Annotated in this window: 19 protein-coding genes; 14 read left to right on the top strand and 5 right to left on the bottom strand. The window is 67.8% G+C overall.

Going from position 1 to position 21641, the window contains the following annotated elements:
• Positions 1-274: 274 nt before the first annotated feature.
• Positions 275-985, bottom strand: coding sequence for a TetR/AcrR family transcriptional regulator (locus tag BRO63_RS13530; RefSeq protein WP_088140295.1), 711 nt, complete (start codon positions 983-985; stop codon positions 275-277).
• 219 nt (positions 986-1204) lie between these two features.
• Here BRO63_RS13530 and BRO63_RS13525 point away from each other — a divergent pair, with 219 nt between their 5' ends.
• The 6 genes from BRO63_RS13525 (at position 1205) to BRO63_RS13500 (ending at position 7797) form a co-directional block, all read left to right on the top strand.
• Positions 1205-2464, top strand: coding sequence for an alpha/beta hydrolase (locus BRO63_RS13525; RefSeq protein WP_088140294.1), 1260 nt, complete (start codon positions 1205-1207; stop codon positions 2462-2464).
• A 23-nt stretch (positions 2465-2487) separates the two neighbouring features.
• Positions 2488-3387 (top strand): VOC family protein, encoded by a 900-nt coding sequence (locus BRO63_RS13520; RefSeq protein WP_088140293.1) that lies wholly within the window; start codon positions 2488-2490, stop codon positions 3385-3387.
• A gap of 24 nt (positions 3388-3411) precedes the next feature.
• Positions 3412-5100 (top strand): AMP-binding protein, encoded by a 1689-nt coding sequence (locus BRO63_RS13515; protein WP_088140292.1) that lies wholly within the window; start codon positions 3412-3414, stop codon positions 5098-5100.
• On the top strand, positions 5087-5563 hold the full coding sequence (locus BRO63_RS13510) for an acyl-CoA thioesterase (protein ID WP_088140291.1): 477 nt from the start codon (positions 5087-5089) through the stop codon (positions 5561-5563). Before BRO63_RS13515 ends, BRO63_RS13510 begins: the two co-directional genes overlap by 14 nt.
• The gene (locus tag BRO63_RS13505; protein ID WP_088140290.1) at positions 5560-6708 is read left to right on the top strand and encodes an FAD-dependent monooxygenase; all 1149 of its coding nucleotides are present in this window, start codon (positions 5560-5562) and stop codon (positions 6706-6708) included. The genes BRO63_RS13510 and BRO63_RS13505 overlap by 4 nt, the downstream gene beginning before the upstream one ends.
• 114 nt (positions 6709-6822) lie before the next feature.
• Entirely contained in the window at positions 6823-7797 is a 975-nt protein-coding gene (locus tag BRO63_RS13500; RefSeq protein WP_088140289.1) for a Bug family tripartite tricarboxylate transporter substrate binding protein, read from the top strand.
• Between the two features lie 34 nt (positions 7798-7831).
• Here the strand turns inward: BRO63_RS13500 and BRO63_RS13495 are convergent, their stop codons facing one another.
• Positions 7832-8743 carry a LysR family transcriptional regulator gene (locus tag BRO63_RS13495; protein ID WP_088140288.1) on the bottom strand — a complete coding sequence of 304 codons (912 nt, stop codon included), beginning with the start codon at positions 8741-8743 and terminating at the stop codon, positions 7832-7834.
• A 114-nt stretch (positions 8744-8857) separates the two neighbouring features.
• Here BRO63_RS13495 and BRO63_RS13490 point away from each other — a divergent pair, with 114 nt between their 5' ends.
• Together BRO63_RS13490 and BRO63_RS13485 are read left to right on the top strand one after the other, a co-directional pair.
• Complete coding sequence (locus BRO63_RS13490; protein ID WP_088140287.1) at positions 8858-10279, top strand: M20 family metallopeptidase; 1422 nt, start codon at positions 8858-8860, stop codon at positions 10277-10279.
• Positions 10280-10293: 14 nt separating this feature from the next.
• Positions 10294-11274, top strand: coding sequence for a Bug family tripartite tricarboxylate transporter substrate binding protein (locus BRO63_RS13485; RefSeq protein ID WP_088140286.1), 981 nt, complete (start codon positions 10294-10296; stop codon positions 11272-11274).
• A gap of 23 nt (positions 11275-11297) precedes the next feature.
• On the opposite strand, the gene BRO63_RS13480 is transcribed toward BRO63_RS13485, so the two are convergent.
• The 3 genes from BRO63_RS13480 to BRO63_RS13470 form a co-directional block, all read right to left on the bottom strand.
• Entirely contained in the window at positions 11298-11813 is a 516-nt protein-coding gene (locus BRO63_RS13480; RefSeq protein WP_306425677.1) for a lipid-binding SYLF domain-containing protein, read from the bottom strand.
• A gap of 187 nt (positions 11814-12000) precedes the next feature.
• Positions 12001-14394, bottom strand: a complete 2394-nt coding sequence (locus BRO63_RS13475) for a catalase (protein ID WP_088140284.1) — start codon at positions 14392-14394, stop codon at positions 12001-12003.
• A gap of 9 nt (positions 14395-14403) precedes the next feature.
• A complete protein-coding gene (locus tag BRO63_RS13470; RefSeq protein ID WP_088140283.1) occupies positions 14404-15018 on the bottom strand; it encodes a ferritin-like domain-containing protein in 615 nt (204 codons plus the stop codon).
• 283 nt (positions 15019-15301) lie between these two features.
• Here BRO63_RS13470 and BRO63_RS13465 point away from each other — a divergent pair, with 283 nt between their 5' ends.
• From BRO63_RS13465 to BRO63_RS13440, 6 genes are all read left to right on the top strand, one after another.
• The gene (locus tag BRO63_RS13465; protein ID WP_088140282.1) at positions 15302-16909 is read left to right on the top strand and encodes a PepSY-associated TM helix domain-containing protein; all 1608 of its coding nucleotides are present in this window, start codon (positions 15302-15304) and stop codon (positions 16907-16909) included.
• Entirely contained in the window at positions 16906-17256 is a 351-nt protein-coding gene (locus tag BRO63_RS13460; protein ID WP_088140281.1) for a DUF3325 domain-containing protein, read from the top strand. The genes BRO63_RS13465 and BRO63_RS13460 overlap by 4 nt, the downstream gene beginning before the upstream one ends.
• 111 nt (positions 17257-17367) lie before the next feature.
• On the top strand, positions 17368-19362 hold the full coding sequence (locus tag BRO63_RS13455) for a ribonucleoside triphosphate reductase (RefSeq protein WP_088140299.1): 1995 nt from the start codon (positions 17368-17370) through the stop codon (positions 19360-19362).
• Positions 19363-19432: 70 nt separating this feature from the next.
• Positions 19433-19615 carry an anaerobic ribonucleoside-triphosphate reductase gene (nrdD, locus tag BRO63_RS13450; RefSeq protein ID WP_088140280.1) on the top strand — a complete coding sequence of 61 codons (183 nt, stop codon included), beginning with the start codon at positions 19433-19435 and terminating at the stop codon, positions 19613-19615.
• Complete coding sequence (locus BRO63_RS13445; RefSeq protein ID WP_179215092.1) at positions 19581-20393, top strand: anaerobic ribonucleoside-triphosphate reductase activating protein; 813 nt, start codon at positions 19581-19583, stop codon at positions 20391-20393. Before nrdD ends, BRO63_RS13445 begins: the two co-directional genes overlap by 35 nt.
• 89 nt (positions 20394-20482) lie before the next feature.
• Positions 20483-21640, top strand: a complete 1158-nt coding sequence (locus tag BRO63_RS13440) for an NAD(P)H-dependent flavin oxidoreductase (protein ID WP_088140279.1) — start codon at positions 20483-20485, stop codon at positions 21638-21640.
• Position 21641 lies beyond the last annotated feature (1 nt).

The following is a 21641-nucleotide window of genomic DNA, read 5'->3' as shown; positions in this document are numbered from 1 at the left end:
TTCCGATGCTCGCCCCGGTGGGGCTGCGCTTCGGATCCCTCCGCCCGGCCACCGGCTCACGACATCTGCCCATGAACGGGGGCTGAAACCAACGTATTAGGCGACTATCAGCCGAGGCGGCCCGGAGCCATCCGAAGCGCAGCCCCATTGGGGCGAGCATCGGAATGGCGCAGGGCTGCCTCGGCGGCTAAAGAACCCTGACATCCGCAAGCTCGAAGCCCTGTCGCTTCGACTCTGTGTAGCGGAGTTCTTGAGTCGCCGCCGTCCACGACAATCAAGGCTGCGGCCCGCCAGGCAACACCAGCTTTTCCAGGTAGTCCAGATCCTCGCGCACCAACCGCAAGGACTCGCTCACGTCCGGCGAGCGCGGCCGCCGGGCAGCATCGCGCAACAGCGATTGCACCGCCATGTCGGCCATGATGGCCGCGACTTCGGCGCGGCTCAGGCGGCCGTCGGGCTTGTACCACCACGCAGACCAATTGCACATGCCGATGAGGCTGAAGGCGGCAACATGCGGATCCACCATGCGGAACTGGCCGTCGCGGATGCCGTTTTCGATGACCCGGCTGAAGTTCTCCAGCACGTTGCGGCGTGACGCCTGCACGGCGGCGCGTTGCTTGGGCGTCATGTCGGCTTCGGTCCGATCGGCCACGCGGAATTCCGCGCTGCGCGACAGGATCAGGTCGGCATGCTGGGTGACCAGGGCGCGCAGCGCCTCGACCGGATCCAGGTCCTCGCGCGTGGCGGTTTCGCCGGCCATTTTCTTGGCCGCGCTCAGCACGTCCTCGGTCAGCGAACGCAGGATCGCGTCCTTGCTCTTGAAGTAGTAATAGACGGCGGTGCGGCTCAGGCCCAGGGACTCGGCGATGTCCTGGATGCTGGTGCCGCCGCTGCCGCGCTTGATGAAGAGCGTGGCCGCGGCGTCGAGTATGGCGGTGCGCAGCGCTTCGCCCTTCAGCGCTCCCTTGGTGCTTGCGTCGTTCACGTTGCGATGTTCCTCGAATGGACCGTGCGGGACGGCCCTGTCCCGAAATTATGGCATGCGCGATTGCGCTGCCTGGCCGCGCCCTCTGGCGTTCTTCCGCCCTTGAGTTCCTCATTTTTGACGCTACTGTCAATTTTTTAAATTTAATTGACACTAAAGTCAAATATTCGTCTAATACGTCAAACCGAGGTCCCCGGACCATCGCCACAGGAGACGAATGTGACTACCGCCGCCCCCTCCAGCCAGATCACCGCCGGCTTTCTCAACACCGATTGGAATCCGCGCGACCTGCCCGCCGGCGCCTCGACCCGCAACGTCGTGCTGCGCACCGCGGACGGCGCCGCCACCTCCGGATCGCTGTACCAGCCAGCCGGCCCCCGCCCCGACACCGTGGTCTGCGTCATGCATCCGCGCGAGTTCATGGCCTGCCACTACCTGATCCCCGATATCGTCGGCGCCGGTCTTGCGGCGTGGTCGCAAGGCGCGCGCTCGGTCGGCAACGACCTCAGGCTGGAACACGAACAGGCTTTGCAGGACGTGGCCGCGGGCCTGCGCTTCCTGCGCGAACAGGGTTTCAAGAAGATCGTGCTGCTGGGCAATTCCGGCGGCGCCGGCCTGTACGCGTTCTATGCGCAGCAGGCCGGCCTGCCCGCCGGCGAGCGCGTCGCCCGCACGCCGGGCGGCAAGTCCAGCGGGCTGGATGAACTGGACATGCCCGAGGTGCACGGCCTGGTGCTGGTGGGCCCGCATCCGGGCCAGGGCTCGCTGCTGCTGAACTGCATTGACCCGTCCGTCGCCGACGAAAACGATGCGCTGTCGGTGGCGCCGGACCTGGATCCGCTGGCTTCTGAGAACGGCTATCGGCCCAAGGGCCAGGCGCGCTATGCGCCGGAATTCGTCGCCCGCTACCGCCAGGCGCAGCGCGACCGCGTGGCGCGCCTGGACGCGCAGGCGCGGCAGATGATCGCCGACCGCATGGCGGCCCGCGCCGACGTCAAGAGCGGCGTCGACGCATCCGCCGAACGCCGCCGCCAAGCTGCGCACACGCCCGTGCTGGTGGTCTGGCGCACCGACGCCGACCTGCGCTGCCTGGACCTCAGCCTGGATCCTTCGGACCGCCACCCGGGCTCGCTGTGGGGCAAGGATCCTTATGCGTCGAACTACGGCGCCGTCGGCTTCGCCCGCTTCTGCACGCCCGAGAGCTGGCTGTCCACCTGGTCCGGCCTCTCGTCCAACGCCAGCATGGCGCGCACCGCCGGCGGCATCCATCAGCCCACCCTGATCGTCGAATACACCGGCGACCAGGCCTGTTTCCCTTCCGACGTGCGCGCCATCCACGACGCCATCCCCGCGCCGGACAAGACCCACCTGCGCATCCGGGGCGACCACCATGGCCGCGCCCTGGCCGAAGGCGAAGAACCCGGACGCTACGCGGCCGGGCGCGAACTCGCCGGCTGGCTGCGCCAACGCTTCCTGTAATCCGAATGCCGACGGAGCAAGTCATGACTGCAACTCCCAAGACCCCCGCCCCCTTGCGCCTGCACGGCGTGGACCATACGGCGCGGCCCACCTGGCGCCTGCGCGAAACCGTCGCTTTCTATCGCGACATACTCGGCCTGCCGCTGGTGCACGTGATCTCGGCGCGCGGCTGGGGCCCCGCCACGCACCCGGACTTCCTGCACTTCTTCTTCGATAGCGGCCAGGGCAGCACCATCGCTTTCTTCTACTACCTGGGCTCGGACGAACCCGAGGCGCTGCGCGGACGCAGCAGCATGCGGCCGCTGCCCGAAGACCATGTGTTCGACGCCACGCATACCGCCTGGCTGGTGGAAAGCGAGGACGAACTCAAGGCCTGGAAGCAGAAGCTGCAGGATGCCGGCCTGGAAGTCTCGGTCGAAACCCGCCATGAAGTGATCGAATCCATCTACGTGCGCGATCCCAATGGCTATTTCATCGAATTCACGCGCAAGCTGCGGCCGCTGGGCGAAGTCGACTCGATCGACGCCGCCTTGACGCTGCAGGCGGCCATGCAGGCCGAAGCCGATGCGGAATCGGCCGGCGGGCGCATCCAGCACATCGACGACGTCTGGGCGCGCAAGGCTGCGCTGCTGCAAGACCGGCTGGAGCTGGCGGATGGCGGCGCCGAGCCTCCCGTGCGGATCTTCGTGCCGCGCGTCGAGGAATTTTCCTCGCTGGTTGAGGACGCATCGGGGCGCGAAAATTGCACCGTGGTGCCGGGCGAGCATTTCGACTGCATCGTTTCCGACGGCCCGGTCGAATTCCAGCGCAAGGCCCTGGGGCTCAAGCCCGCCGTCTGGTATGGCTTGTTCACCGGCGGCGTCAGCGGCACGATCGACGTGCTGGACCGGGACCGCGTGCGGATCTCGGCCGCGCGGCACTGAGACACGGGCCAGGAGGAGACCATCATGCGAGATATACGCCACCCCATAGAGGGCGTGATCTACCACCACCCCGAACGTGCCCGCCAGTACTTTGCCAGCGGCGCCTGGGAACGCTCGACCGTGGGTGCGGCGTTGCACGCCACCGCCCAGCGCTGCCCCGAGCGCACCGCGCTGATCATCGACGAAGGCAGCCTGAGCTTCCGCGAGCTGGACGAACAGACCGACCGGCTGGCCGCCGCCTTGCTGAAGCTGGGCCTGGCGCCCGCGGACCGCGCCATCTTCCAGATGGGCACCACGCTGGAAACGGCGCTGGCCCTGCTGGCCTGCTACAAGGCGGGGATCGTCCCCGTCTGTTCGCTGCCGCAGCACCGCGAACTGGAGATCGGCCAGCTCTCGCGCCAGACCCGCGCCCGCGGCTATTTCGTGCAGGCCGACTTCGGCAAGTTCGACCTGCCGGCCTTTGCCGCCGGCATGCTGGCCGCCAGCGACACGCTGGAGCACCTGGTCGTGGCGCGCGGCGACTCGCCGCATGGCGTGTCCCTGCATGCGCTGCTGGATGCGATGCCGCTGGCCGAGGCCCGCCTCATCCTGGCGGACCAGGGACCCGGCTGCGAAGACGTGCTGAGCTTCCAGCTATCGGGCGGCACGACTGGCATGCCCAAGATCATCCCGCGCTTCCATGCCGAGTACCTGGGCCATTCGCTGGCCTGCGCGCGGCGCTACAAGATGCAGGACGACGAGCGCATCATCTGGGCGCTGCCCCTGCTGCATAACGCGGCCCAGGTCTACGTGCTGATCCCCGTCATCGCCATGGGCGTGTCCGCGGTGCTGATGCCGCGGGTCGACGTGCCGCGCATGCTGGAACTGATCGAACGCCACCGCGTCACCCGCGCCATGTCCATCGGGCCGATAGCGCCGCAGATCATGGCCTTTCCCGACCTGGCGAACTATGACCTGTCGTCCCTGCGCCTGTTCATCACCATGAGCGCCGCGGACCGCCTCGAAGCGCACCTGAACGTGCCCTGCTCCAACCTGTTCGGCATCACGGAAGGACTGCTGCTGGGCTCGCCCGCCGACGCGTCCGAGTACGAGCGGCACCATACGCAAGGCCGCTCGGGCTGCCCCGAGGACGACATCCGCCTGCTCGCACCCGGCACCGAGGAACCGGTGGCCGAAGGCCAGATGGGCGAACTCTGCTTCCGCGGCCCCGCCACGCTGCCCGGATTCTTCGATGCTCCGGCGGCGAACGCCTCGGCCTACACCTCGGACGGCTATTACCGCACCGGCGACATGATGACGGCGCGGGTGATCGATGGCGCAACCTGCTACGCCTTCGAAGGCCGCCTGCGCGACAACATCAACCGCGGCGGCGAGAAGATCGGCTGCGAGGAAGTCGAGGCGCTGGTCGGCGCGCATCCCGCGATTTCGGAAGCGCGCCTGGTGGCCATGCCGGACCCCTTCTACGGCGAGAAAGGCTGCATTTTCGTCATCGTCCGGCCCGGCCACACGGCGCCCAGCCTGACGGAACTGGCGGACTTCCTCACCGGCCAGGGACTCGCCAAATACAAGTGCCCGGAACGCATCGAGCAGATCGAAGCCTTCCCCGTCACCAAGGTCGGCAAGCTCGATAAGGCCGCCCTGCGCCATAGCGTCGCGGAAATGCTCAACCAGGAAGCCGCCAAGGCCAGGGAGAACGGCAATGACCAGCACTGAATACGTCTTGAGCGAAACGCCCTTCATCGTGCGGCGCCGCGTCAAATGGGGCGACTGCGATCCCGCCGGCGTGGTCTACACCGTCACCTTCGGCGAATACGTGCTGTCGGCCGCTGAACTGTTCTACGGCCACCTGTTCAACGGCACGCCGCAGCGCATCAAGGACGAGCACGGCTTCGGCACGCCGACGCGCGCGTTGTCCTTCGACTTCCAGGCCTCGCTGTGGCCGGACGAGGAATTCGACATGTGCGTCAGGGTCGAGGAAATCCGCACCCGCACCTACACCCTGCACGTGGCTGGCAGCGTCCGGGGCCAACCCGCGTTCGACGCCAGGCTGACCCCGATCTGCGTGGCGCGCGGCGAACGGCGCGCCATCGAAGTGCCCGCCGCCCTGCGCGGCGCGCTGCAGTCATATCAGGAAGCCTGCGCGCAGGCCGAAGCAAACAGGAGTGAAGCCAAATGAAGATCGCCGTCATCGGAGCCGGCCCCGCCGGCCTGTACTTTTCGCTGCTCGCCAAGAAGCATGCGCCGCAGCACGAAATCACCGTGTACGAACGGAACCCGCGCGGCGCCACCTACGGCTGGGGCGTGGTGTTCTCGGACATCGGCCTGTCGTTCCTGCGCGAAGCCGACCCGGAATTCTTCAAGGCCTTCGTCGCGCACCACGAACGCTGCGACTACATGGAGATCATCCACCAGGGCGCCCGCGTGCAGGTCCAGGGCAACCATTTCTCGCGCACGGCCCGCATCGACATGCTGGAAGTCCTGGAAAAAGCCTGCCTGGAGGCCGGCGTCAAGATCCTGCACGAACAGCAGATCGATGACGTGGAGCGGCTGGCCTCGGAAGTGGACATGGTGGTGGCCGCCGACGGCAGCAACAGCGCGGTGCGCAAGCAGTACGCCGAACACTTCCGGCCGAGCTTCGAACGCCGCCGCAACAAGTTCGCCTGGTACGGCACGCGCCAGCGCTTTCATCCGGTGTCGCTGATCTTCCGCGAAACGGAGCACGGCATCTTCATTGCGCACAGCTACCAGTACAGCAAGGACCTCAGCACCTTCCTGGTGGAGGTGGACCCGGACACCTGGCAGCGCGCCGGCCTGGACACGGCCAGCGAGGACGAAAGCCGCCGCTATTGCGCCGACGTGTTCCGCCCCGACCTGGGCGCCAACGAACTGCTGAGCAACCGCTCCCTCTGGTTCGAAGCCAACATCGTGCGCAACGAGCGCTGGTCGCACCGCAACATCGTGCTGCTCGGCGACGCGCTGCGCACCGTGCATTTCTCGCTCGGTTCCGGCACCCGCATGGCGATGCAGGACGCGATCGCGCTGCACCAGGGGCTCACGCAGCATCCCGACGACACGCAGGCCGCCTTCGCGCACTTCGAAGCGCAGCGCCGTCCGGCATCGGCCAACTTCCAGACCGCCGCCGCGCGCAGCCTGGACTGGTACGAGAACGTGGCCGACAAGATGCACCTGGACCCGCTGTCCTTCGCCTACGACTACATGCGCCGCACGGGCCAGGTCAGCCACGACGACCTGCGCCAGCGCGACCCGGGCTTTGCCGCCGCCTACGAGACGCTGTACCCCGAAGCGGCAGCCGCGTCCTGAGCCGAGCACCGCTTTGTTGTGAGTTCCCGGCCGCGACGCATCCGCGCTTGCGGCCTCAACGATAAGCGGCGCGGGGAAGCGCCGCAAAAACCATCCATGGAAAGTGGAGGAGACATGAAAAATACTCTCTGGTGCATGGCGCTGACGGGCGCCCTGGCCTGCGCCTCGGCGCAGGCCCAATCCGACAAGTACCCCGAACGGCCGGTGCGCATCGTGCTGCCGTATTCGGTGGGCAGCGGCCCCGACGCCGTCGCCCGCATGCTGGGCGAACAGCTCACCGCGGCCTGGAAACAGCCGCTCATCGTCGAGAACAAGCCCGGCGCCAACGGCTGGCTGGCGATCGGCGAGGTCAAGCGGGCCGCGCCCGACGGCTACTCATTGGCCGTGGTGGACAATACCCACATGACGCTGCAGCCGCAGCTCTACCGCAGCCTGCCCTTCGATCCGGTCAAGGATTTCGTCCCAGTGGCGCCGATCTACACCACGCATTTCTTCATGGTGGTGTCGGCCTCGTCCCCCTGGAACAACGTCACCGACCTGATCGCGGCGGCCAAGGCCCAGCCCGGCAAGCTGACCTACGGCACCTGGGGCATGGGCAGCGTGGCGCACGTGGGCACCTCCATGTTCCAGACCGCCACGCAGACCAGCATGACGCACGTGCCCTTCAAGGACCTGGCCCAGCTCTACACGGCGGTGGCCAATGGCGAGGTCGACTGGGCCTTCGGCACGGCCGCCACGGTGCAGAACCTGTACCAGGCCAAGCGGGTCAAGCTGCTGGCGCTGGCGGCGCCATCCCGCCTGGGCTCCTACGCCGACGTGCCCACGGTCAGCGAGGCCGGCGGCCCCAAGGACTTCGAGTTGAAGACCTGGGTCGCGGCCTTCGCGCCCAAGGGCACGCCGGATGCCGTGGTCAAGCGCATCAACGCCGCCATCGCCCAGGCCGTGGTCACGCCCGCCGTGCGCAAGCGCTTCGAAACCTATGGCTTCGACGCCTGGCCGCAGGACGCCGCCGCGCTGGCCCAGGCCCGCGACGCGGACTCGGCGCGCTTCGCGGCCGTGGTCAAAGAGGCCAATATCTCGTTGGACTGAAGCGCAATCCCGGGGCCGCTTGCGGCGGCCCCTTCTACCCCTCCGGCGCCTTGGGCGTGGCCGTCAGCCGCTGCGCCATGAACTCCAGGAACTCGCGCGCCAGCGCCGGCAGGGTCCTGCCCTGCAAGGTCAGGACCTGGATGCTCCGCTGCCGCATTTCCGGATTGCTGAACGGCACCGCGGCCAAGCCCTCGCCATCGCGCTGTCCCAGCATCGTCAGGTAGCCCGACAGCGCCACGATGTCGCTGCCCGGCAGCATGGGCAGGAAGGCCGCGGAATGGTTGGACACATAGGCCGGCTCGATATGCAGCCCGGCATTGGCGCAGGCCGCGTCGAACAGCTGCCGCACCGTGGTGCCGTGGTCGCCCAGCGACAGCGGCACGCGGGTCAGGTCGCGCATGCTCAGGCTGCGGCGGCTGGCCAGCGCATGGTTGCGGCACATGACCGCGTAGACCGGCGCGCGCACCAGCAGCTCGGTCTTGAGGCGGTCGTCCTGCGCGGTGGTGTAGCGCAGCGCCAGCTGCGACAGGCCTTCCAGGACCTGGCGGCTGACCTCTTCGGGGCGCTCCACGTGCAGATGGAACCGGGCCTCGGGCCGTACCCGCTTGAACTCGGCCATGCACATGGGCAGGAAACGGTGGGCGAAACCCTCGGTACAGGCCAGGCGTATGGTCACGTCGCCCAGGTGGCTGCGCTGGCGGATCTCGGTGGTGACGCGCTCGGCTTCCAGCGCGGCGGCATTGGCGTAGGCCGCCAATTGGCGGCCGGCCTCGCTCAGTTCCATGCCGCGCGCCTGCCGCTCGAACAGCGCGATGCCCAGTCCGTCCTCCAGCTTGGCGATCTGCCGGCTGACGGCCGAGGCCGCGACGTGCTGCGCCGCCGCCGCGCCCGCGATGGAACCGCAGCGCGCGACCTCCAGGAAATACCTCAAGCCCAGCGAAATCATGACGGCCCCCTCTTAACCATGCCTTTATGGCAATGAAAGAATGCTAATTATCTAATTGTGGCATGTGGTGAAGCGTAATAACTTTGTGCCTCCCTCAGCATCCCAGACACCGAAGTGACACGCGAACAAGCCCTGCACCAAGCCGTTCAAGCCTACGACAACGGCGACCTGCATGCCGCGCTGGCCCGCCGCGTCGCCTACGCGACGGAAAGCGAAGTACCGGACCAGGCGCCGGCCCAGCATGCCTACCTGAACGAAGAACTGGTTCCGCTGCTGCAGCAACTGGGCTTCGCCTGTGAGGTGCATCCCAACCCCTCGGGCGCCGACCTGCCCATCCTGGTGGCGCGTCGCATCGAGCGGGCCGGTCTGCCCACAGTGCTGATGTACGGCCACGGCGACGTGGTGCGCGGCAACGCCGCCAAGTGGGAAGCCGGCCGCGACCCGTGGCGCCTGCAGGTCGAGGGCGACCGCTGGTACGGGCGCGGCACCGCCGACAACAAGGGCCAGCACAGCATCAATCTGGAAGCCCTGCGCCAGGTCATCGCCGCGCGCGGCGGCAGGCTCGGTTTCAACACGACCTGGCTGATCGAAACCGGCGAGGAAGCGGGTTCGCCCGGACTGGCCGCCTTCTGCGAGGCCCAGCGCGAGGCGCTGGCGGCGGACGTCTTCATCGCCAGCGACGGCCCGCGCCTGAGCGCCCGGCGTCCCACGCTGTTCATGGGCTCACGCGGCGCGGTCAATTTCGAATTGAAGCTGCGCGCGCGTGAACGCGGTTACCACTCGGGCAATTGGGGCGGCCTGCTGGCCAACCCCGCCATCGTGCTGGCGCATGCCATCGCCACGCTGGTGGACGCGCGCGGCCGCATCACGGTGCCCGGCCTGCGTCCGCCCCCTATCCCGGACGCGGTGGCCGAGGCGCTGGCCGACCTGGAAGTCGGCGGCGGCGAGGACGACCCCGACATCAACGCCTGGTGGGGCGAGCCCGGGCTGAGCGCGCCCGAAAAAGTGTTCGGCTGGAACAGCCTGGACGTCCTGACCTTTGGCGCTGGCGATCCGGCCAAGCCGGTCAACGCCATCCCGCCCGAGGCCGTGGCCTGGTGCCAATTGCGCTTCGTGGTGGGCACGGACTGGCGGGCGCTGGAAACGCACGTGCAGGAACATCTGCGCGCGGCAGGCTTCGAGGACGTGCAGGTACGCATCGGCATGCAGGCCGGCGCCACCCGCCTATCGCCCGACAATCCCTGGGTGCGCTGGGCCGCGGCCTCGCTGGAACGCAGCACCGGCAAGCGGCCGGCGCTGCTGCCCAATCTGGGCGGTTCGCTGCCCAACGACATCTTCGCCGATCAACTGGGACTGCCCACCTTGTGGGTGCCGCATTCCTATCCCGCTTGCGCCCAGCACGCGCCCAACGAACACCTGCTGGGCAGCGTGGCCCGCGAGGGGCTGGCCATCATGGCCGGCCTGTACTGGGACCTGGGCGACCAGGGCGACGCCCTGCGCCAGGCGGCTGCTAGCCCGTCTTCCAACGCCAACTGACCGGAATCTCCGCCATGACCGTCAAACTCCGCGCCGCCCTGGCGGCCGCAAGCCTCGCCGCCGCCGCGCATGCGGGCGGCGTCCAAGCCGCCTATCCCGAACAGGCGATCAAGATCGTCGTGCCCTTCACCCCGGGCGGCGCGACCGACGCCGTGGCGCGGCTGCTGGCCAACAAGCTGTCCGGCAAGTTCGGCCAGCCGGTCATCGTCGAGAACCGTCCCGGCGCATCCACCGTGATCGGCGCGGAAGCGGCGGCGCGCGCCCAGCCTGACGGCTACACCCTGATGCTGTCGGGCAGCACCACCTATACCGTGCTGCCGGCGCTCAAGCCCGGCCTGCCCTACGATCCGCAGAAGAGCTATGAACACATCGCCATCGTCGCCATGGCGCCGGTGGTGCTGCTGGCCAAGAACGGGCTGGCGGCCGGCACCGCCCAGGAAGCGGCCGCGCTGGCCCGGCAGCAAAGCGCCAAGGGCGGCCTGATGTACGGCACCTTCGGTCCTGGATCCGCGCCGCACCTGGCCGGCGAAATGTACGCCGAGGCGGCGGGCGCCAAGATGTTGCCGGTGCCCTACAAGGGCAGCGCGCAACTGGTCACGGCCATGATAGGCGGCGAAGTCGACCTGGGCGTGGACACCGTGTCTTCGGCCGCGCCGCAGGTCCGGGCCGGCAAGATCCGCGCGCTGGCCGTGACGGGCGAACGCCGCATGCCGCAACTGCCCGACGTGCCGACCTTTGCCGAAGCCGGCATGGCGGACGTTTCCTTCGTGGGCTGGTACGCGCTGGTGGCGCCGGCGCGCACGCCGGCCCCGGTGGTGGACACCCTGAGCCGCGCCGTGGCGGAAATCATGGAGGATCCGCAGGTGCGCAAATCGGTCGCGGACCTGGCGCTGGATCCCGTCTATTTGCCCGGGCCGGCATTCAAGGCGCAAATCACGAAGGAACTACGCACCTTTTCCGAAGTAGCGGCCCGCGCCGGCATCACCCTGGACTAGCCGCGGCGGGCGGGCGCCTGGCCTCAGTCCGGCTGGGTGCGGGTGATCTTGGACCCTTCCAGGCCCATGCCCGCCATCAGTCCCTGTCCGCCGAATGGCACGGCGTATACATCCTGGCTCAGGGTGGTGGTGGTAATGCTGGCGGCATAGCTGTCGTCCACCACGACCAGGCTGGGGCCGGCGCCGAGCGACCAGCCGTCGCTCTGGTCCAGGTACCGCATCGCCGGCTCGTTCATGAAGAACAGCGCATAGCTGAACTCCTGCGCGCCGGCCTGAAGGCCGAACGAAACGGCCGATATGTTGTAGTAACCCTGGACCTTGCCGGCCCGGATAAGCGCGCCGTCACCGGTTTCCGCGCCAACCAGCAGGCCGCCCTTCAGGATGCGGGGGAACACCAGCACACCCACCGCCTTCTTGCCCAGTTCACGCGTCTTGGGTTCCTGCTGGTATAGGCGATCCAGCGCCCCCTGCGCCTCCCGGCTGAGCTCGGCGGCGGACTCCGCCCTGGCCTGCGGCGCCAGTGAGAAACAGGCGGCCAACAAAAAAAGGCCGGCCCACAGCCAACCCCAACGGTACATAGGCAAAACGGACGCGCGACGCATACAGCCCCCTTGTCTGAAGGACGGCAAGCGCCAAGCGCGCTCGCCCCGACTTGCCAGTGCAGTATTGGCAGGCGCATGTATGTTGTCAAGAGGCGCCAGCACCCGTGCCGACGCCTGGGCATTTTCACACCATGGGCGGCGACGTCTCCCGCTCGGGATGGCGGTGCCTGGCCAGGGCATCGATAAAGGCGGATACGCTCTTGCCCGGCGCCGCCGCGTCCACGGCCAGCAGGCCCGGGTCGGTGTGGACCGCTGCAATGCCCGCCGCGGCGAACAGTTGCGCGCCTTGGCCCACGCCCATCAGGGTCTTCCCGTGGCGAAACGCATCGCGCAGGAACTCCAGTGCACGCCCGTCCTCGCGCAGGCGCGCCACCGCGGCCTCCCCGCCCGCCACCACCGCCCCATCGAATAGCGCGGAAGGATGATTATCGAGGGAGGCGTCGGCGTCCACGGCACCACCCTCATCCGTCGGGACGGGACCGATGCGCTGTCCCACCAGGCGCACCACGGCGCCCGCCGCAATCAGTCCTTGAGCCACGGCGGCCACGGCTTTGCCATCCGCGCCTTCGGCCACCAGGATCGCGACCTTGCGGGTCGCGATGCCGGCCTCGCCTGGGCGAGCGGTCAGCGACAAGGCCGGCGAGACCTCGATTTCCGGTTTGGACGGGTTCTCGACCGCGCGCGGCAAAGGCTCGGGCAAGGCCATGCCCAACTGCTCGGCGACGCCTCGCGCCAGCGCATCCGACACATTGCGCAGCGACGCGACCATGCGCTGGCGCACCGCCGGCACCGTGACCTTGCTCAGCTCAAAGGCGTAGGCATCGACGATGTGGCGCTTTTCCCAGTCCGCCTGGCTTTCATAGAACAGCGTCGCCTGGTTGTAATGCTCGGCGAATTTTTCGGGATGACCGCGCAGTTCGTCGCCCGTTTCCGGTTCCGGAAACGACACGAACCCATCCATGCCGGCCTGGAACGGACAGCCGCCGGCCAGCGAGTTGGGCTCGTAAGCCACGCGGCCGCGATGGATGGCCTGGCGATGCATGCCGTCGCGCTGGTTGTTGTGCACGGGCGCCAGCGGCGCATTGATCGGGATCTCATGGAAGTTGGGGCCGCCCAGGCGCGATATCTGCGTATCCACGTAGGAATGGATGCGCCCCGCCAGCAGCGGGTCGTTGGTGAAGTCCAGTCCGGGCACGATGTGGGCGGCACAGAAGGCAACCTGCTCGGTCTCGGCGAAGAAATTGTCGGGATTGCGGTTCAGCACCATTCGCCCCACCGGCACCACGGGCACCAGTTCCTCGGGCACGATCTTGGTGGCGTCCAGCACGTCGAAGCTGAAACCTGCCGCCTGTTCCTCGGTGAACACCTGCACGCCCAGCTCCCACTGCGGGCCATTGCCGGCGTCGATCGCTTCCCACAGATCGCGGCGGTGGAAATCGGGGTCCGCGCCGGACACCTTGACGGCTTCATTCCACACCTGCGAATGCGTGCCGAGCAGCGGATTCCAATGGAACTTCACCAGCCGCGACTCGCCCGCGGCGTTGACGAACCGAAAGGTGTGCACGCCAAAGCCCTGCATCATCCGGTAGCTGCGCGGGATGGCGCGGTCCGACATCAGCCACATCAGCATGTGGGTGGATTCCGGCATCAGCGACACGAAATCCCAGAACGTGTCGTGCGCCGATGCGGCCTGGGGCATGCCATGATGCGGCTCCGGCTTGACGGCATGCACCAGGTCCGGGAACTTCATCGCGTCCTGGATGAAGAAGACTGGCATGTTGTTGCCGACCAGGTCCCAGTTGCCCTCGTCGGTATAGAACTTCACGGCGAAACCGCGCACGTCCCGCGCCGTGTCCTTGGAGCCGCGCTCGCCCGCCACCGTCGAAAAGCGCACGAACACCGGTGTGCGCTTGCCGGCTTCGGCGAACAGGGACGCGGCGGTCAGGTCGGTCAGCGGCTTGTAGCATTCGAAGTAGCCGTGCGCCGCCGAACCGCGCGCATGCACGATGCGTTCGGGAATCCGCTCGTGGTCGAAATGCGTGATCTTCTCGCGCAGGATGAAGTCCTTGAGCAACGCCGGCCCGCGCAGGCCCGCCTTCAGCGAGTGCTGGTTATCGCTGACGCGCACGCCCTGGTTGGTGGTCAGCATCTGCCCGCTTGAATCCGCGCGCACGCGTTCCAGCCGTCCGTCGGCCGCGTTGACGCCGGCCGCCGCCACGCCCCCGGTCTTGGCCGAGGTCTCGGCTTCGGACAGCGAACTGGCCGTCGCGGAAGCGTCCGCTGCCGCGACGTGCGCGCCGGCATAGGGGCAGCGCGCCCCTTCTTCGCCGTACTCCGCCGCCTTGCCGGCATTGTGGGGAATCGCGGCGGCCGTCGCGCCCACGACCGCGGCGCGCTTGAGCGCCGGGTGGCTGGGCTTGCCCGCGGGTCCGGACGCGGGACCGCTGTCCGTGTTCAGGTAGGCCGTGTCCACCGCCGCCCCCGCGCCGCGCTTGCCTGCTGCTTTCTTGGCTGGCATCGCAATCTCCTAGTGGCTCAGCATCTTGCCGCGCGCCTGCTCGGCCCGCGATGCGCCGATGGCGGTCTCGACCTGCTTGACCTCTTCGGGAGGCGGCAGCACCGCGGGGAATCCCAGCGACTGGATCCACAGCTCGCGCGACCAGCCCTGTGTGTGATAGAGGTGGTGGTCCTCGTCGGTGGCCACGGCGTCGTACGCCTGCTTCAACACCTTGGCCGCGTCGCCGCTGTGCTGTTCGGCGATCACACCGATCAGGGACCAGTTCGCGTGGTCCTTGGTTTCGGCCAGCACCACGCATTCGGTGGCGACCAGTTGGGCCGCAGCCGGATCGCCGGCGCTGATCGCCATCTTCATGGCCTTGACCAACGCCTCGCCGATATGGCGCACGACGTGCCGGCCCGGCGGCTGCGCCTGCGGGTCCAGGCCCAGCTGCTCGAATACCGTCAAGAGCACGCGGCGATGGGTGCGGGTTTCTTCCAGGTAGCCGAGCCATTCCTTTTTCAGGTCCTCGTTCACTGCGCAGGACACGGCGGTTTCGTACACGGCCAGGCCGCCTATCTCGGTCTCCAGGGCCTGGTACAGCAGTTCCTCGATTTGCGAGGCATTTCCGGCTTTGCGTTTCATTGGGCGCTCCTCTTTAGGATGGGCATCCGCGCATGCCTGCGGCGGATATGCGGATGGCGCGCCTACCCAGCAATCGCCATGCCCGGCCCGCGCGATGGCAATCGCCTGCGGCTGCTCGGAGCGGATGCCGCGTCCGCGGCAAAAAATACAAGACCGACAGCAGGGGCAACTTCGTCCCCATTTAGACTAGAATTGGAACCATTCTCAATAAAATCAGACCGCCCGGCTCGCGGCGGCGCCAACAAGAAAGAGGCTCGTCCTGAAATCCGGTTTCCGCCTATCCATGGCCTGGCTCCACACCTGGGTCGGCCTGTGGTTCTCATGGCTGCTGTTCGCCGTCTTCCTGACGGGATCGCTGGCCGTCTTCTCCGAACCCATCACGCACTGGATGACGCCCGAGCACCAGGAGGCGGAAGCCCAGGCTGCGCAAAGGGAGAGCGTCCCGGTGGACCGCGCCCGCCGGCTGGAACTGGCGGTGGATTACATGGCGCGCAACCATGCCGGCGCTGGCATGTGGGAAATCTGGCCGGTCGACCGCTTTCACGAAAACGGACTGACGGCCTATTGGTTCGACCAGAACGGCCAGTATGCGGATGCCGAACTCGACCCCGAAACAGGCGCCGAACTGACCGACCACCACGACGCCGAAGGCCGCGCGACGATGGGCGGCACGCATTTCGTGGACTTCCACTACACGCTGCACGACGCCGGCCTGGGGCTGTGGATCGTCGCCTTCGCCAGCATGGCGATGCTGGTCGCGCTGATTTCCGGCGTGGTCACGCACAAGCGCATCTTCAAGGACTTCTTCACCTTCCGCGCCAAGAAGGGCCAACGGTCCTGGCTGGACGCGCACAACGCGGTGGCGGTGCTGACCCTGCCCTTCCAGTTCATGATCGCCTACACCGGCATCGTGATTTCCAGCGCCCAGCTCATGCCCGCCCCCGTCACGGCGACCTATGGCGCGGGCCCGCAGGCCAGCCGCCTGTACCTGGCCGAGCTGACGGGCGAAGAACGGCCCGCGCGCACCGGCGTGGCGCTGGCCATGCCGGCGCTCGAACCCATCGTGGCGCGCGGCGAACAGCTGATCGGGCAGACGGCGCGCGCCATCGTCATCAACAATCCCGAAGACAGCTCCATGCGCATCGGCGTCTATGGCTGGAACGAAGACGCGAACACTTTCCGCAACATCAGCGCCACCACGGGCATGGCCGAGTTCTCCGCCAGCGGCGAGCTGCTGCGCCTGCGGCCGGCGGGCGGCGTGCATGGCGGCGCCCCCGCGCTGGCGTTCCAGGTGATGAGCGATCTGCACATGTCCAAGTTTGGCGGACTGGCCGTCAGCTGGCTGTACTTCATCTGCGGCCTGGCGGGCGCGGCCATGATGGGCACGGGCGCGCTGCTGTTCATGGTCAAGCGCCGCGCCAAGCATGGCGGCGAATTCGGCAGCGCCACGGCGCGCATGTACCGGCTGATAGAAGGATTGAACGTGGCCGCGCTGGCCGGACTGGCCATCGCCTGCATCAGCTACTTCTGGGCCAACCGCCTGCTGCCGGTGGCGCTGGAAAATCGCGCGCTGTGGGAATTGCGCTGCTTTTTCCTGGTGTGGGCGCTGACGCTGGCGCATGCCTGGCTGTGCAGCCCGCGCCGCGCCTGGATCTCGCAGTTGGCCCTGCTGTCGGCGCTGTGCCTGCTGCTGCCGGCGCTGTCGCTCGCCACGCTGGGCGACCATCCGCTGGCACAGATCGCGCGCGGCGACTGGGAAAGCGCCGGCGTTGAACTGACGTCCGTCGCATTCGGCGTACTATCGGGCTGGGCGGCCCTGCTGCTGTGGCGGCGGCCGGCAACCGCGCCCGCCCGGCGCAATCCCCGCAGTGACGCAGAGGCGGCCGCATGAACACCAACGACCTGTACGCGATTTCCATGGCGCTGCTGCTGACCTATTCGGGCATGGCTTGCCTGAGCCTGGCCATGCCGCGCCACTACGACCAGATCTGGGGCCGCGATCCCTCCGCCAACCATACCCGCGTGCTGCGCGGCGCCGGCGTGCTGCTGCTGGCGCTGGCGCTGCTGCCCTGCGTCGGGCTGTGGGGCAATACCGTGGGCGTGGTGGCATGGCTGGGTTGGCTCTCCGCCGGCGCCCTGCTCTGGGTCGGCATGCTGTCGTGGGCGCCGCGCCCGGCGGCCGGCACCGCCGCGCTGGCCGTGGCGATATCCCTGGCCGGCGTCGGCATCGGCTTCTGAACGGCGCGTTTGACGCGCATCAAGCAAGACTGATATCCAGGCGCTGCGGGGCGATTCTCGCACCATATGTGGTGGTAGAGTTTTCACACCCTACTACATATGGTGTCAGTCATGCATATCCAGCACATCCTCAAGCGCGACGGCCGGGTCGCCGAGTTCGACCGCGACAAGATCGCCCAGGCCATGGCGGCGGCCGGCGGCAGCACGGGAGAACTGGACCTGGCGGGCGCGCAAGCCCTGACCGATACCGTCATCGCCGCGCTGGAAGGCAACCCCTGCCCCGGCGTCGAAACCATCCAGAACCGCGTGGAAGAAGCCCTGGTGCAGGCCGGCCACTGGCGCACGGCGCGCGCTTACATCGTGCACCGCGAACAGCACGCCCGGCTGCGCGCGCTGCGCCACACGCTGGTGGACGTGGAAAGCGCGATGGAGGAATACCTGGACCAGCGCGACTGGCGCGTCAACGCCAACGCCAACCAGGGCTACAGCCTGGGCGGCCTGATCCTCAACGTGGCCGGCAAGGTCACCGCCAACTACTGGCTGTCCAACGTGTTCGCGCCCGAAGCGGGCCGCGCCCACCGCGAAGGCGACATCCACATCCACGACCTGGACATGCTGAGCGGCTATTGCGCCGGCTGGTCGCTGCGCCAGCTGCTGACCGAAGGCTTCAACGGCATTCCGGGCAAGGTCGAGGCCACGCCGCCGCGCCATATGTCGGCGGCCATCGGCCAGATCGTCAACTTCCTGGGCACGCTGCAAAACGAATGGGCCGGCGCCCAGGCCTTCAGCTCCTTCGACACCTACATGGCGCCCTTCATCCGCCGCGACGCCATGACGTACGCGGAAGTGAAGCAGTCCATGCAGGAGCTGATCTACAACCTGAACGTGCCCAGCCGCTGGGGCACGCAGACGCCCTTCACCAACCTCACGTTCGACTGGACCTGCCCGCCGGACCTGAAGGACCAGATCCCGTACATCGGCGGCGAGGAAATGCCGTTCTCCTATGGCGAGCTGCAGACCGAGATGGACATGATCAACCGCGCCTACATCGAGGTCATGATGGCCGGCGATGCCAAGGGCCGCGTGTTCACCTTCCCCATCCCGACCTACAACATCACGCCCGACTTCGACTGGGATCACCCCAACACCGAACGCCTGTTCGAGATGACGGCGCGCTATGGCCTGCCCTATTTCCAGAACTTCCTGAACTCGGACCTGGAGCCGCACATGGTGCGCTCGATGTGCTGCCGCCTGCAGCTGGACCTGCGCGAACTGCTCAAGCGCGGCAACGGCCTGTTCGGATCGGCCGAGCAGACTGGTTCGGTCGGCGTGGTGACGGTCAATTGCGCGCGTCTGGGCTATACCTGCCGCGGCGACGAGGCGCGGCTGATGCAGCGGCTGGACCATCTTCTGGAACTGGGCCGCGACGTGCTGGAAACCAAGCGCAAGGTAGTGCAGCGCTACATCGACCAGGGGCTCTACCCCTATACGCGCCGCTACCTGGGCACCCTGCGCAATCACTTCAGCACGCTGGGCGTGAACGGCATCAACGAGATGATCCGCAACTTCACGGACGACGCCGAGGACGTCACCACCGCGGCGGGCCACACCCTGGCCGTGCGCTTGCTGGACCGCGTGCGCGCCCGCATGACCGAGTTCCAGGAAGAGACCGGCCACCTGTACAACCTGGAAGCCACGCCCGCCGAAGGCACCACCTACCGCTTCGCGCGCGAGGACAGGAAACGCTATCCCGCCATCCTGCAGGCCGGCAGCGAGACGCAGCCCTACTACACCAACTCCAGCCAACTGCCGGTGGGCCACACCGACGATCCCTTCCATGCGCTGGAACTGCAGGAAACGCTGCAGGGCAAGTACACCGGCGGCACCGTGCTGCATCTGTACATGAACGAGGCCGTTTCTTCCGCCGCGGCATGCAAGCAGCTGGTGCGCCGCGCGCTGTCGAACTTCCGGCTGCCCTACATCACGGTCACGCCGACTTTCTCCATCTGCCCCAACCATGGCTATCTGGCGGGGCACCACGAGTTCTGCCCGAAATGCGATGCCGAACTGCTGGCCAAGCAGGCGGCATGCTGCACCCCGGCCTAGGCCCCGTCACCGACAGGCCCGGACCGGACCGCCGGGCAGCCGCCCGGCATCCACTCCTTGAGGAACCGCCATGCAAACCTTGATCGCTCCCGAAGTCACCACCGCTCCCGCCGCGCAGCTGGACGACAGCCAGCGCGTGCGCTGCGAGATCTGGACCCGCGTCATGGGCTACCACCGTCCCGTCGCTTCCTTCAACACCGGCAAACAAGGCGAATTCAATGAACGCCGCTTCTTCGTCGAACGCCGCGCCTGAAGGCGCCACGCAAGCCGCCGCGTCCACCACGGGCTGCGGCCCCGGCACGCGGCGGCTGGCGGCGCGGCCGGCCTACCCGGCCGCGCCGCAACCGGTGGCCCAGCCCCTGCCGCGGCATTCGCACGCGGTCGGCGGGCTGGTGCCTTTTTCCACCGTGGACTGGCCCGGGCAACTGGCGGCGGTCGTATTCATCGCGGGCTGCCCCTGGCGTTGCCACTACTGCCACAACGTCGAGCTGCAGACCCGCGCCGCCCGCTACGATTGGCGCGAGACCCGCGCCTTCCTGGAAACGCGCAAGGGCCTGCTCGACGCCATCGTGTTCTCCGGCGGCGAGCCCCTGAGCGAGCCGCGCCTGCCGCAGATGATCCGCGACGTCCGGCGCATGGGCTACCGCGTAGGGCTGCATACCGCCGGCATCTATCCCCTGCGCCTGGCCGACGTGCTGCGGCATCTGGACTGGGTCGGCCTGGACATCAAGGCCGACGCCCAGGGCTATGACGAGATCACCGGCCGGCGCGATTCGCAGCGTCCCGCGCAGGCATGCCTGGCGCAGCTGCTTTCGGCCGACCTCGATTTCGAATGCCGCATTACCTGGCATCCGGACTGGCTGGATGAAACGCGGCTGCTGGCCCTGGCGCGCGAGCTGGCGCGCCGCGGCGTGCGCCGCTTTGCCGTACAGGGCGCGCGCCGCTCGCCTGATTCGCCGCCGGTGCGCGCGCTAAGCGCGCCGGCGCTGGCGCTGCTGATGCAATGGTTCGAGGAGTTTGCCTATCGTTGAGCCAGGTGCTGCCGCACTTGATTCTGCGCAAGGCGACCCGATGCCCCTTGCTCTAGCCTCTGTCCACTTGAAAAGAGGAAAGACTCATCATGACGTGGTTCAAATCACTCACCCTCGCCGGACGCGAATTGCTGCCCATCGTCCAGGGCGGCATGGGCGTCGGCGTATCCGCCCATCGCCTGGCCGGCGCGGTCGCCAGCCAGAACGCCGTGGGCACCATCGCCAGTGTGGATTTGCGCCACCACCATCCCGATCTGATGGAAAAAACCGAGCGCTGCCATGACCGCGACGTCATCGACAGCGCCAACCAGGTCGCGCTGGACCGCGAGGTGCGCGCCGCGCTGGACACCGCGCAGGGCCGCGGCCTGGTGGCCGTGAACGTCATGAAGGCGGTGCGCGACCATCCCGCCCTGGTGCGGCAGGCCTGCGAAAGCGGCGCCCAGGCCATCGTCATGGGCGCGGGCCTGCCGTTGGACCTGCCCGAGATGACCGCCGACTACCCCAAGGTGGCGCTGGTGCCCATCCTGTCCGAGGCGCGCGGCGTGGCCGTGGTGCTGAAGAAATGGATGAAGAAGGGCCGCATGGCCGACGCCGTGGTGATCGAACACCCCGGCTACGCCGGCGGCCATCTGGGCGCGGCCCGGCTGGACGACATCCACAGCGAGCGCTTCGACTTCCAGCATGTGCTGGCCGATTGCCACAAGCTGTTCCAGGAACTGGCGCTGGGCTCCGACGCTCCCCGCCTGATCGTGGCGGGCGGCGTGGGCAGCCACGAGCAGGTTCGCCATTGGCTGGCCAACGGCGCCGACGGCGTGCAGGTCGGCACGGCCTTTGCCGTGACCCACGAGGGCGACGCGCACGAGAACTTCAAACGCGTGCTGATCGATGCCGATCCGGACAAGCTGGCCGAATTCACCAGCGTGGCGGGCCTGCCCGCCCGCGCCGTGGAAACGCCCTGGCTCACGCGCTATCTGCGCCAGGAAAAGACCTTGCAGGCCAACACCCGCTGCGATGCGCGCCGCTGCAGCCAGCGCATGGACTGCCTGACGCAATGCGGGCTGCGCGACGGCCTGGCGCGCTTCGGGCAATTCTGCATCGACCTGAAGCTGGCGGCCGCCATGCGCGGCGAAGTCAGCCGCGGCTTGTTCTTCCGCGGCGCGTCCAAGCTGCCCTTCGGCAACGCCGTGCGTTCGGTGCGTGAATTGATGGACTATCTGCTGCACGGCGAGATGCCCGCCGCCGCCTGAA

Origin of the sequence: Achromobacter xylosoxidans, assembly GCF_002192695.1 — a bacterium.
Classification (GTDB): domain Bacteria; phylum Pseudomonadota; class Gammaproteobacteria; order Burkholderiales; family Burkholderiaceae_B; genus Achromobacter; species Achromobacter xylosoxidans_C.
Note: the sequence above shows the minus strand (reverse complement) of the source record. Positions and strands in the feature narration are given on the sequence as shown.